This is a genomic window from Adlercreutzia sp. ZJ473, assembly GCF_013185065.1.
GTDB lineage: Bacteria > Actinomycetota > Coriobacteriia > Coriobacteriales > Eggerthellaceae > CAAEEV01.
This window is the reverse complement of sequence record NZ_JAAVTO010000027.1, coordinates 23,136-34,912: the sequence shown is the minus strand read 5'-3', so window position 1 is coordinate 34,912 and position 11,777 is coordinate 23,136. Positions and strand designations below refer to the sequence as shown.

Annotated in this window: 14 protein-coding genes; 10 read left to right on the top strand and 4 right to left on the bottom strand. The window is 64.8% G+C overall.

Features of this window, described 5'->3' with window-relative positions; all coding sequences use genetic code 11:
- Positions 1–2,327: insulinase family protein (locus HRL41_RS06735; RefSeq protein ID WP_172136104.1), on the bottom strand; the 2,327-nt coding region annotated here is incomplete at its 3' end.
- A 712-nt stretch (positions 2,328–3,039) separates the two neighbouring features.
- On the opposite strand from HRL41_RS06735, the gene HRL41_RS06730 reads away from it, so the two are divergent.
- Positions 3,040–3,810, top strand: a complete 771-nt coding sequence (locus HRL41_RS06730) for an ABC transporter ATP-binding protein (protein WP_165173452.1) — start codon at positions 3,040–3,042, stop codon at positions 3,808–3,810.
- Between the two features lie 13 nt (positions 3,811–3,823).
- Positions 3,824–4,753, top strand: a complete 930-nt coding sequence (locus HRL41_RS06725) for a SufD family Fe-S cluster assembly protein (RefSeq protein ID WP_172136103.1) — start codon at positions 3,824–3,826, stop codon at positions 4,751–4,753.
- A gap of 254 nt (positions 4,754–5,007) precedes the next feature.
- On the opposite strand, the gene HRL41_RS06720 is transcribed toward HRL41_RS06725, so the two are convergent.
- Entirely contained in the window at positions 5,008–5,994 is a 987-nt protein-coding gene (locus tag HRL41_RS06720; protein ID WP_371808811.1) for a substrate-binding periplasmic protein, read from the bottom strand.
- 585 nt (positions 5,995–6,579) lie between these two features.
- Between HRL41_RS06720 and HRL41_RS06715 the strand changes: the two genes are divergently transcribed.
- The 4 genes from HRL41_RS06715 (at position 6,580) to HRL41_RS06700 (ending at position 8,719) form a co-directional block, all read left to right on the top strand.
- Complete coding sequence (locus tag HRL41_RS06715; RefSeq protein WP_253904750.1) at positions 6,580–7,341, top strand: ComF family protein; 762 nt, start codon at positions 6,580–6,582, stop codon at positions 7,339–7,341.
- 111 nt (positions 7,342–7,452) lie between these two features.
- Positions 7,453–7,854 (top strand): type II toxin-antitoxin system HicB family antitoxin, encoded by a 402-nt coding sequence (locus tag HRL41_RS06710; protein ID WP_172136100.1) that lies wholly within the window; start codon positions 7,453–7,455, stop codon positions 7,852–7,854.
- 222 nt (positions 7,855–8,076) lie between these two features.
- Positions 8,077–8,250, top strand: a complete 174-nt coding sequence (locus HRL41_RS06705) for a type II toxin-antitoxin system HicA family toxin (RefSeq protein WP_165173472.1) — start codon at positions 8,077–8,079, stop codon at positions 8,248–8,250.
- Between the two features lie 25 nt (positions 8,251–8,275).
- Entirely contained in the window at positions 8,276–8,719 is a 444-nt protein-coding gene (locus tag HRL41_RS06700) for a DNA-binding protein (RefSeq protein ID WP_172136099.1), read from the top strand.
- Positions 8,720–8,841: 122 nt separating this feature from the next.
- Here the strand turns inward: HRL41_RS06700 and brnA are convergent, their stop codons facing one another.
- Together brnA and HRL41_RS06690 are read right to left on the bottom strand one after the other, a co-directional pair.
- Positions 8,842–9,084 carry a type II toxin-antitoxin system BrnA family antitoxin gene (gene brnA, locus HRL41_RS06695; protein ID WP_172136098.1) on the bottom strand — a complete coding sequence of 81 codons (243 nt, stop codon included), beginning with the start codon at positions 9,082–9,084 and terminating at the stop codon, positions 8,842–8,844.
- On the bottom strand, positions 9,059–9,334 hold the full coding sequence (locus HRL41_RS06690; RefSeq protein ID WP_172136097.1) for a BrnT family toxin: 276 nt from the start codon (positions 9,332–9,334) through the stop codon (positions 9,059–9,061). Before HRL41_RS06690 ends, brnA begins: the two co-directional genes overlap by 26 nt.
- Before the next feature lie 66 nt (positions 9,335–9,400).
- Here HRL41_RS06690 and HRL41_RS06685 point away from each other — a divergent pair, with 66 nt between their 5' ends.
- The 4 genes from HRL41_RS06685 to HRL41_RS06670 all read left to right on the top strand — a co-directional run bounded on the left by HRL41_RS06685 (position 9,401) and on the right by HRL41_RS06670 (position 11,544).
- A complete protein-coding gene (locus HRL41_RS06685; RefSeq protein ID WP_172136096.1) occupies positions 9,401–9,601 on the top strand; it encodes a hypothetical protein in 201 nt (66 codons plus the stop codon).
- A gap of 96 nt (positions 9,602–9,697) precedes the next feature.
- A complete protein-coding gene (locus HRL41_RS06680) occupies positions 9,698–9,967 on the top strand; it encodes a hypothetical protein (RefSeq protein WP_172136095.1) in 270 nt (89 codons plus the stop codon).
- A gap of 306 nt (positions 9,968–10,273) precedes the next feature.
- Positions 10,274–10,948: a DUF3800 domain-containing protein gene (locus HRL41_RS06675; protein WP_172136094.1), complete on the top strand. Its 675-nt coding sequence runs from the start codon at positions 10,274–10,276 to the stop codon at positions 10,946–10,948.
- A 68-nt stretch (positions 10,949–11,016) separates the two neighbouring features.
- A complete protein-coding gene (locus HRL41_RS06670) occupies positions 11,017–11,544 on the top strand; it encodes a hypothetical protein (protein WP_172136093.1) in 528 nt (175 codons plus the stop codon).
- Positions 11,545–11,777 lie beyond the last annotated feature (233 nt).

Genomic DNA, 11,777 nt, shown 5'->3' with positions numbered 1-11,777 from the left:
GTCGCGGCCTCCGGCGCGTCGTCGCCGCATGCGGGCACGCCGACCCCGCCCTCGCCCCGCGCGGCGCCGGCGGCCCGGTAGCGGCGCAGGTCCTCGTCGGTCCCCGTGAACGACAGCAGGCAGCCCTCCCCCGCCGTCAGGCGGCCTGCCAGCTCGCGCAGCTTCCGCTCGAGCGCGTCGGCGCGCTCGTCGAAGCGGTCGAGCAGGTCGCGCAGGAACAGGTAGAAGTCCACGCCGCCGAGCTGCTCGCGCACGATCGCCGCGGGCAGGTAGTACGACGCCACGCGCGCCATGGCCACGCTGTGCCCCGCCGTCGCGAAGCCCTGCTCCATGCCCACGCGCTTCTGCGTGAGGATGTCGCGGATCTTCTCGTGGTCGCTGAAGTCCGTCTCGTGCAGGACCTCGTCGGCGATGAGCGCCATGTGCTCGACGTTCTCCGCCAAAGCCGACGAGCTCGCCACGAACTTCGGCAAGAACGCGCTGCGGTCGCGCGCGTCCTCGTGCACCTCGGCGAAGAAGCTCAAGTTCCCCAGCTTGCTCTGGGCCATCATGTCGATCTCGGCGGCGGTGTGCTCCCGCGTGCCGAGCCGCCCGAGCACCAGGGCGAGCACCGTGGCGTAGGGCAGCTCCTCGAACGCAAGGCAGCCCAGGTCGAAGTAGCGGTAGGCGTACGCGATGCCGTGCGTGTGGACGTCGTGGCGCAGGCACGCGCCCGACGCGCTCTCCTCCAGGCAGAACGCGCCCTCGGCCGGCGCCTCGCCGATGTCGGCCACGGACAGCTGCGGGAGCTTCGCCACGTCCTCGGGGGCGTCGGGCGCCTCCTGCGCGGCGCGCAGGGCGGCCACCGCGCGCCCGACGGCGGCGAAGTCGTCGGGGCCGAAGCCCGCGGCGATGCGCGCGAGGCGCTCGCGGGCGTCCGCCTCCTCGTCGCGCTCGCACGGCACGAGCTCCACCTCCGCGAAGTGCGCGTTCTCCAGCACGAGCTCGCGCAGGAGCTGCTCGAAGTAGCCCTCGTCGATCTTCGCGCGCAGGCTGGCGAAGGCGCTCTCGTAGCTCAGGTACGCCGTGGCCAGGCTGTTGTCGTAGAGCCAGCCCGCCATGCTCGACATGGCGAGCACCACGCCGTCGGCGTAGCCGAAGTTGCGCTCGCGCATCGCGAACTCGGCGTGCGAGAGCGCCGCCTCGATGAGCGCGTGGTCGAGCGCGCCGTCAGCCAGCTCACGCGCGCGCTCTTCGACGCAGGCGCGGAACCGCGCGGCGGCCTTGGGGCGCGCGCCTTTGAGCTGGATCACGGCGAAGGGCTGCAGCACCGCGTCGGCGAGGTACGCCACCGCGTCGGCGGCGATCCCCGCGTCGAGCAGCGCGCGCTTCAGGGGCGCCTCGTTCGAGCCCATGACGGCGTCGAGCAGGATGTCGACCGCGATCAGGCGCTCGCGGTCGGACGCGCGCCCGGCCACGTACCCGAGCGCCACGCCGGCGTTCTCGAGGGCCGTGGACATGAGCTTGCGCACGCCCGTGCTCACCACCGGCGCCTGCTCCTCAAGCGGGTTGGCGCGCAGCGGCCCGCGCTCCTCGGCCGCGAGCGGGGCGAGGTACTCCTCGTCGATGAAGGCGAGGAACGCCTCGAGGTCGAGGTCGCCGTAGAGCATGAGGTAGCTGTTGTCGGGGCGGTAGTGGCGACGATGGCTGTCGAGGAACGCCTCGTAGGTGAGCTCGGGGATGGCGCGCGGCGTGCCGCCCGACTCGAAGCGGTAGGTGGTGTCGGGGAAGAGCTCCGCCGAGAGCGCGTCGTAGAGCACCGAGTCGGGGTCGGACAGGGCGCCCTTCATCTCGTTGTACACCACGCCGTTGTAGGAGAGCTCCCCGTCGGCGGCCTCGAGGTGCCAGCCCTCCTGCTCGAAGATGACGCGCTTCTCGTAGATGGCGGGGTAGAACACCGCGTCGAGGTACACGTCCATGAGGTTCATCAGGTCGCGCTCGTTGGTGGAGGCCACCGGGTACATCGTCTTGTCGGGGAAGGTCATGGCGTTCAAAAACGTCTGCATCGAGCTCTTGAGCAGGTTGACGAAGGGCTCCTTCACGGGGAACTTGCGCGACCCGCACAGCACCGAGTGCTCGAGGATGTGGAACACGCCCGTGTCGTCGGCCGCGGGCGTCTTGAAGCTGATGGAGAACGCCTTGTTCGCGTCGTCGTTTCGCAGGTAGAGCAGCTGCGCGCCGCTGGCGGCGTGGCGCATGACGTAGGCGGTGCCCTCGATCTCGGGCAGCTCGTCGGTTGACGTGACGGCGAAGCCGTGCCGAACGGCAGCGGAAAAGACATCGTTCATGGTGGCCCAAGCCTTTCAGCTCATCAGGATTATCGCATGGCAAGCGCGGCGCCCATCGTCGCCGCGCGCTGGTTTCCCCTCCATTCTACCCGCATTTCAGCCCGCACGCATGCGCGGCTTGTCCCAGCTGCCAACTTTTCCCCGCATGACGCCAAGCGGTAACGCACCGAAAGCCCAGCCGCCCTGCCACCCGCGCACCTCCCCTTCGCCACCCGCTCCCCCTTTCGTCCCGTCCGCAGTCAACTCGACGCCTTTTCGCTGGACGAAGTGCAAGAAACGCACGATCTGATACCAATCCAAGGAAGCGAGCGCGTTGAGATGACGGAATGCCTTCGCGAAATACCTGATCGACGTTAGCTCAGGCTTATTTTTTTGACTGATTTGAGGCCATGTGCGGTATCAGATCGTGCATTTCTCGCACCTTTGCAACCGATAAGGTGTCGAGCTCAGTCGACAGCCTTCATTTCGCGTGCGCCGGCACGCCGTGCCCCCTCTCCTTCGTTGCCCCTTCTCTTCCCTAAATGCTACTGAAATTGTGGCATTACTTTGGAGCCGCGTCGGATATCGTTGCGCCCAGGGGGTTTGCCGTCGACTTTTGCGCGATTGGGGCTACAATGGGTCAGTGAAAAACACGTCTTGCGAGGTGCGGGAAGGCGCGTGCTCCCTCCCGCAGCCAAAGCCTCGCGCGAGGAGAGATGGAGTATACCCGACCATGCTCGAACTGAGAGACCTCGTGTTCGAGGTGCCCGCCGAGGAGGGCGCCGCGAAACGCATCATCGACGGGCTGTCGCTGACCATCGGCGACGACCGCTTCACCGTGATCACCGGCCCGAACGGCGGCGGAAAGTCCACGCTCGCGAAGCTCATCATGGGCATCGAGCGCCCCACGAGCGGCCAGATCCTGTTCAACGGCGAGGACATCACCGACCTGGGCATCACCGAGCGCGCCAAGCTCGGCATCGGCTACGGCTTCCAGCAGCCCGCCCGCTTCAAGGGCATGAAGGTGAAGAAGCTGCTCGACATCGCCGCCGGGCGCAAGCTGCCCATGCTCGCCTGCAACGAGTTCCTCGCCAAGGTGGGCCTGTGCTCGGCGAGCTACCTCACGCGCGAGGTGGACAAGTCGCTCTCGGGCGGCGAGGTCAAGCGCATCGAGATCGCCACCATCCTCGCCCGCGACCCGCAGCTCGCCATCTACGACGAGCCCGAGGCCGGCATCGACCTGTGGAGCTTCGACCGGCTCACCGAGACGTTCCGCGACATCCACGCGGCGCGCGACGGCCGCTCCATCGTGATCATCTCGCACCAGGAGCGCATCATCCAGCTCGCCGACGAGATCATCCTCCTGCGCGACGGCCAGGTGGCCGACACCGGCACGCCCGACGAGCTTCTGCCGAAGCTCGGCTTCGCGGCCAAGGGCATCGACGGCTGCCCGCTCACGCAGCCCACCGAGCTGCACCTCACCGAGATTCCCACCACGTGCTAAAGGAGACGGACCCATGGCAGTAGACCTTTCCCCCATCGACGAGAGCTTGCTCGCCGAGATAGCCAACCTCCACGGCATGCCGAAGGGCGCGTTCAACATCCGCAAGGACGGCCAGCTCGTCCAGCGGTCGTCCTCGGCGTTCGTGGAGATCTCCACCAAGACCGACCACCCCGGCATCGACATCCGCGTGAAGCCGGGCACCAAGGGCGAGACCATCTACATCCCCGTCATCGTCACGCAGTCGGGCCTGAAGGACGTGGTGTACAACACGTTCTACATCGGCGAGGACTGCGACGTCAAGATCGTGGCGGGCTGCGGCATCCACAACGCGAGCCACGAGGCGTCCGAGCACGACGGCATCCACAGCTTCTACCTCGGCAAGAACAGCCACGTGAGCTACGTGGAGAAGCACTACGGCGAAGGCGAGGGAACTGGCGAGCGCATCCTGAACCCCACCACCAACGTGTACCAGGAGGAGGGCTCCTTCTGCGAGATGGAGCTGGTGCAGCTGCGCGGCGTCACCTCCACGGTGCGCGACACCAACGCCGAGCTGGCCGCGGGCGCGAAGCTCGTGCTCCTGGAGAAGCTGCTCACGCATGACAAGCAGACGGCCGTCTCCAACATGAAGGTGGAGCTCAAGGGCGACGACTCGAGCGTGCAGGTGATCTCGCGCTCGGTGGCCCAGGACGACTCCGTGCAGGTGTTCAACCCGCTCGTGATCGGCGAGGCGGCCTGCCGCGGGCACGTGCAGTGCGACGCCATCATCATGGGCAACGCGAAGGTGAAGGCCATCCCCGGCATCGAGGCCGCCAGCAAGGACGCGCTCCTGGTGCACGAGGCCGCCATCGGCAAGATCGCCGGCGACCAGATCGTGAAGCTCATGACGCTCGGGCTCACCGAGGAGGAAGCCGAGCAGGAGATCCTGGAGGACTTCCTGAACTAGGGGTAGCTCCGCCGTTGCTGACGCAGCGGCGGAGCTACCCGACGCTGCGAGGGCCGGAGGCATCCGCCCTTGTCGCTCCAAGCGGGGCTCGCGTACGAAGTACGCTTCGCCTCGCTTTCGCGCCAATTGCGAGCACCTCCGGGCCTCTCGCTGACTTTGGCCGACAACGTGACTTTTACCCTATAGCATGAGCACGAGGGCCCGCGAACTGGCTGTTCGCGGGCCCTCTTTCGTTCCTATGCTGCTCTGCGCGCTTAGGCTGCCGCAGGAGCTGGCTCCGCGGGTGCGGCGTCGGCAGCAGGCGCGGCGTCAGCGGCAGGAGCCTCGCCTTCGGCAGCTGGGGCCTCGCCCTCAGCGCCCTCGGCGCCTTCGCCCGCAGGCGCCTCGGCGCCGTCATCCGTCGCCTTCGCCGACGTGGCGCCCGCCGTGAGCGGCGTGCTCGAGAAGTCGAGCGACTGGCCGAGCCACTTCATCTCGATCACGTTCACCACGCCCTGATCGACAAGGGTCTTGAGCGCGTCGGTGACGGTGGTCTGCAGCGCGGTGTTGTCCTTCGCCACGCCCACGCAGTACCCGCTCGGCTTCGCCATGAGCGCGACCACCGTGGTGTCGAGCCCCGCGCGATGCGCGGCGTACAGCCCGATGAGCGCGTCAGACGCCACGTACTTCACCTTGCCGGCCTCAAGCTGCGCGAAGGCGTCGGCAAGGTTGGTCGTGGAGGTGAGCGCCTCGTCGCCGAACTCGTTGGAGACGGCCCACGCGCTCTTCGAGGACACCTGCGCGGCAATCTTAGGATTGGAAGCGGCGTCAGGCACGCCGGCGTTGCTCGAGGTGAGCGCGAACAGGGCGACGCCCGTGGGCAGGTACTCCTCGGACAGCCAGAAGTTGCTCGCGTCGGAGTTGTCGATGCCCATGACGATGTCGACCTTGCCCTGCGCGAGCGCATCCTCGGGGTCAGACCCCACGTCGACGATGGAGAGCTTGAGCCCCAGCTCGTCGGCGAGCGCGGCCGCGATGTCGACGTCGATGCCGATGATCTTCTCGCTGCCCATGCCGGCCAAAGGCGACTTCTCGGTGTTCACGCCCACGCGCAGCGTGTCGGCCTGGCCGATGGTCGGCGTGGTGACCGTGGCGCTCTTCAGCTCAGGCTGGTACGTCGAGCCGCCCGAGCAGCCTGCGAGCACCAGCATCATGCAGAAAGCCGCAGCGCACAGGACCACGGCATGCAAACGCTTTCCCACAACATCCTCCATTTGCCCTCAGAAGAGGTTCTCTTACTTAGCCTGTCAAACAAGGCTTCCTTCGACTGACCTAGTCTTTGCCCCCACACTCGCGCACCGGGGCTTCCGCTTGCGCTTAGAACCCTCTCGCCCGCCGCAGCCGAATGCCGCGAAGGTAGAACGGGCGGTGCGACTTACCCCTAGGATACGCCATGCTCACCGCCCGGGCACGCCCGCGCGGCTTACGTGGATCCTTTCGACCGCATCTGCCATGGACTGAGGAGCAGGCGCTCCCGCAACTACAGACTCGAAAGAAGCAATTTACTAGTGTAGCAGAAGCGGCGGGTTGTTTTCGCCGGACACGCCGCAGAAATACGCCAGCGAGAGGGAGGACGCCCGCCGCGCAAGCGCGGGGCGGGCAGGCAGGTGTGGCGCGCGGGCGCAGGGTGACACGCGAAGCGCGGAAAAAGCGAAGGCGTGCCGACGGCGCGATGTGGAAGAGGTGGCGAAGATGCTTCCCAGCGAAGGGATGCGCGCCAAACCGAGGCGGCGATCCCGCCAGGCTCGCGCCGAACTCGCGGGATGATCCCGTCAGGCGGCGTCCCTATGCTGGGAGGCATGGCCGCCCTCATGCGCGACATATCCCCCGCCCGCTGCCTGAGCTTCGCATCCGAGGTGCTCGCCGAGACGCTCTGGCCGACGCGCTGCGCCGTATGCGACGCGCCGGGCGAGCTTCTCTGCAGCGCGTGCGCCGCGCGCCTGCCCTACATCGACGCGTGTCTCGCCTGCCCGCGCTGCGGCGCGCCGTTCGGGCGCGTGCAGTGCACCGAGTGCAACCACGCCCTGCTCGCCCTCAGCGGGCGCGAGCGGATGCCGCTCGACCAGGCCGCAAGCGCCCTTGTGCTCGACGAGGCCGCACGGCGCATCGTCACCACCTACAAGGACCGCGGCGAGAGGCGCCTTTCGGCGGTGATGGCCGAGATCATGGTGCGCTACGTGCCGCCCGAGTGGACGGCCGACCCGGCGCGCACCGCGCTCACCTTCGTCCCCGCCACCGCCGCAGCCGTGCGCCGACGCGGGTTCGACCACGCCGAAGAGCTCGCGCGCAGTCTCGCCGCGCCGCTCGACCTGGAGTGCGCGCCCGTCCTCACCCGCCCGCGCAGCGCCGACCAGCGCAGTCTCGGGCGCGCGCAGCGCCACGCGAACATGGCGGGTCGCTTCGCCGTGCTGGCGGGCGCCACCCTGCCCGAGCGCGTCATCGTCGTCGACGACGTGTGCACCACCGGCGCCACCCTCTACGCCGCCGCCGACGCCCTGCGCGAGCAGGGAGCGCGCACCCTCTACGCCCTCACCTTCGCCCGCGCCTAGCCATGTACGTAAGGAAAGGAGCCGCCGCGACCAACTGAAGCTCACACTTCAACACATACGATCATATTTGTTATAATCAATTCGCAGAATATCAGGCGGAAGGAGACAATCATGAAAAAAGTTGACCGCTACTTCTTTCCTGCTGTGTTCACCTATGAGGAAGGCTGCGAGATCGCCGTGGAATTCCCCGATCTGAACGTGGCGACCAGCGGCAGCGACGACGGTGACGCGCTGCTCTCCGCGCGCGAGCTGCTCGGCTGCGTGCTCTTCGGCATGGAGGAGGACGGGATGCCCATCCCCAGCCCCACACCGCTCGCCGACGTCAAGCTCGAGGAGGGCGAGCACACCGCGCTCGTCGACGTATACATGCCCGCGGTGCGTCTCGCGCAGTCGAACAAGGCCGTGAACCGCACGGTTACCCTGCCCGCCTGGCTGAACTCGCTGGCCGTAGAGCGCGGCGTGAACTTCTCGCAAACCCTCCAAGGAGCCCTGCGCGAGCAGCTGCAAGCTTAGTGCCTAGCAATGCCCAGGAGATCAGGGCGCCAATCACGGCGAGCCAGATCCTCCCGCAGGTCAGCCGACTCCATGGTGGACAGCGGGTCACCTTGATCGCGCGCAAACGAGAACCCCACACCGCCCCCTTGATCCGCCACGAGGAGACGTCAATCCGATTAGCACATATTGCCGATTATGTTAACTCAGTTTACAATGCAGTTGTCCCGGCAAGGAGGGAAAATGACCAAGCGGAGGGACGTGGTGAGGCTCCTCGAGCAAAACGGCTTCTGGTCAAAGGGCGGCGCGAAGCACGAGAAGTTCACCAACGGAAAGGTGACCGTCCTGGTAAAGAGGCACCGGGAGATCGAGGACGAGACGTTCGAGAGGATCAAGAGGCAGGCGGGGATCGGGTAGCCGACCCCTCGGAAAGGACTCCGATATGCAGTACACCTACGAGTTCGAGATGTGGCGGGGCGAGGCCGGGTGGTGCATGGCCCCGTTCGGCCTCGACGGAGCCACCCAGGGCGAGGACGTGGCCGACGCCTGCGAGTCGGCGGCCGACTGGCTGCGCGAGACCGTGCGCGACCACGTCATGCGCGGGCAGGCCCTCCCGCCCGCGTCGTTCGGCAACGCCCCCGAGCGCGGCGGCGTGACGGTGGTGGTGTCGGTGGACGCCGCCATGTCCGAGATCCCGCGCATGAGCGCGGCCGAGGCGGCGCGCGCCCTCGGCGTCACGCGCCCGCGCGTCACCGCGATGCTGGCGAGCGGCCTCCTCGACGGATGGCGGGATGGCCGCAACACCTGGGTCACCGAGGCGAGCGTGAGAGCACGCCTGACCGACGAGCGCAAGGCTGGACGTCCCAGAACGGCCGCAGCGAAGTGAGCCTCAAGGTAAGGTCCTCGTGACAACCGCGACGGGGAAGTCCCTCGGCATGAAGCTCGTCGCGAACAACACACAGGAGTTTTCGCGCATCGGGGACCTGCCGTTGCAGGAGCGGGATGCCGTTAAGCGAGAGCTCGGGCGTCAAGCTTCTCGGCTATCCACGTCTTGATCACGGCCTGCCTGTTGATGCCCAAGCGGGACGCCTCGGCATCGAGGCCGGCCACCATCCACTGCGGAAAGTCGACGTTGACGCGCTTCAGCTCCCGGTTCGGGAACGAGGGGTTGTCGAAGTCGAAGAACTCGTCCATGTCCTCGCCCGCGTCGAACGCGGCCTCGAGCCTATCGACGGCTTCTGTTCTGCTCATAACGCTGCACCTCCTTCTTCGTCGACCTGCGGGCCGAGATGATCCTGACGGCTTCCCCTCGCTTCGTGTGCACCACGCTGAACATGACCGCGTAGGCACGCCCGATCGCCATCTGGCGCCTCTCGCCTCGCTTCCTCGCCGAGACCACCATGAGATCGGGGTCCTCCCAGATCACCTGGGCCTCCTCGAAGCTGACCTTGTGCTTCTCGATATTCGACTCGTTCTTGCTTTCATCGAATTCAAATATCATGCATACCTCCTAGGTATACACATTATATCTTCGCCATCTGCTATCGTAAAGGCGCTGCACGCGCGCATGTCGGAGGCCGAGGAGAGCTACGCGCTGCTGCTCAAGGCCGCCGAGCGCCTCGAGGCCAACGCGGGAAGGCCCAGCACGCCTATGGCCGACGTCATGGAGGAGCTCGGCATCACCGACGCCGAGCTCGACGCCGCCGAGGACGAGAGCTTGCATCGGCCCGTCACAGCCGGTTGCGCAGATGCGCGCTATGTGGTATAAGAAGCTATCTGGGCGCGCCTGAGGCGGGTCCACCCATCGGCGAGGAACAGTCCCCGCCATTTTTTCTCCCCGCAAGACCGGCGATGGGGGGTGGAGATGCGCGAAGAGTCCTGCTTTTTAGGCTGCGAAAACCAGGTAAAGGGTGGTATGATCACGGCAGCAAAGCGCCCGATTGGTGAGTATTTCACATATATCCGGCGCTTTCTTCATGCCCACAACCGCAGCACCTCGTTGAGCGAGATCGTATACGCCGACCGCCGAAGAAACCCATGGCTGATGGCAGCCTCAAGGCCGCAGCATCCCATCGACGAAAAGCGCCTCGGAGCTCTGGCCGCTCCGGGGCGCTTCGCATTGCCGACGCCCTGAAGGCATGCCTCCAGGGCGAAACGCTCTGTCCGAAGCGCGAAACGGCGCCCAGAGCCTCCTAGCCCCTCCCGAACAAGTCCCATGTGTAGATTTCGTCAGCCACGTCGTCGAGGTCGGGGACTCCGGCGATCGGCGCATTCCTTGACACCACGGTGCCAACGCGGAGATGGGCGTGGAGTTCGTGCGCCGTACGCAGCCGACAACCTAACGCACGCCCGACGCCTCGAGCAGAGGGCTTGAGCATGGATCTTTATCGCAATCGTGAGATAATAAACAGGGCAAATTATCTTGAGCGAAAGCGAGAACATGAGCGACACCATCAACGTCTACTGCGACGAGAGCAGGGTGAACTCAAACCCCAGCGAAGAGCACATGGTCATCGGCGGAGTGTCCTGCCCTACCGAGAAGAAGCGCGACATCGTGCGCGCCATTGACTGCCTGCGAGCAAAGCACGGGGTTCAGGGCGAATTCGGCTGGAAGACGGTGTCCCCGAGCAAATACGACTTCTTCCGAGACCTTGTCGATTTGTTCTTCGACGATCCCGACTTGAAATTCAGGTGCGTCGTCTCTAGCAGGCAGCACACCAACTTCGCAGACAGCGAAGACCAGTTCCAAAAGCTCTACTACCAGGTATTCAACAATTGGCTAGACAGGCGCTGCAAGCACCGCATCTTCATCGATCGAAGAATTGATGACCCCAAAAGAGTCGCAACTCTACGCCGCTGCCTCATCAACACATTCAAGTTCGGACAAAGCGTCCTATTCGTCGAGGAAGTCGAGTCAAAAGAAAACAACCTCATCCAACTTGCCGACCTTATCCTAGGAGCGGTCGGATACACATGGAACGGACTCAGCGGAAGCAAAGCCAAAGAAGATCTCTGCGCATACATCGCGCAAAAGCTTGGGGTCAGTACAATCGACCATTACAGAACCGGACCAAATGCCCGTAAGTTCAATGTGTTCAATTTCGGAGCGCAATAATGGGCTGGTCCATAGATGAGCTGGGGCACCTTGACCTCAGCACCTGCTTCATGAGACGAGACTACGACATGTTTGCCGTCGAAAAACTCGCACGGGAGTATTACTTCGAAGAGATCGTCGACCTGACGGCTTGGGACGGCACCGCGATTGAAGGCATGGACAGCGAGAACGAGTTCCTCCATCTTGCCTGCAAACACGGACGCGGCAAACCGCCCCTGAACGCCCTCATGGATATCGACGTCGAACGCGTGCGTCGACTGCCCATTCTCAAAGCGGCCGTTACAGGCAAGCTGAACGCGGACGTGTATCGTCAGGTCCGCAAAAACAAGACCGTCGACAAAGTCGAGATCATCGTCAATGGCGAGGATGCTGACTATATCGTGGTCCTCGGCTGCGTTAAGGATCATTACGTTGTCCGCTCGGCCTATCCTGCAGACGAGACCTATGTTACGAAAGTGAAGAAAACCGGCGAGCTGGTCGAAAGAATCCGCAAAGAGCAGAAGGATGGCGAAGCTCAATCGAGGACACAAAAAAGCCCCGGATATGGGGCACCGAGGCAGGCCAGGTCCAAAGCTATAAGCAATGGGCTCACTTGAGATTATGGACTCGACAACGAGGAAAATCAATATCTTGGTGGCAAATGGTCACTCGACTCGAATCTTCTTCAAAGATAATTCGTCGATTTGCTCACCGACTGAGACGGCTCGCAAATCACGCTTAGGGACGGAGGTGGTCGTCTTGGACGCCTGGCGCAAAAGGCTGGCACACCAGGCGTCTGACGCTTGGTGTGATATCCGAAGCGCCCGCAGCGGGCTCGCTCGAAAGCCCC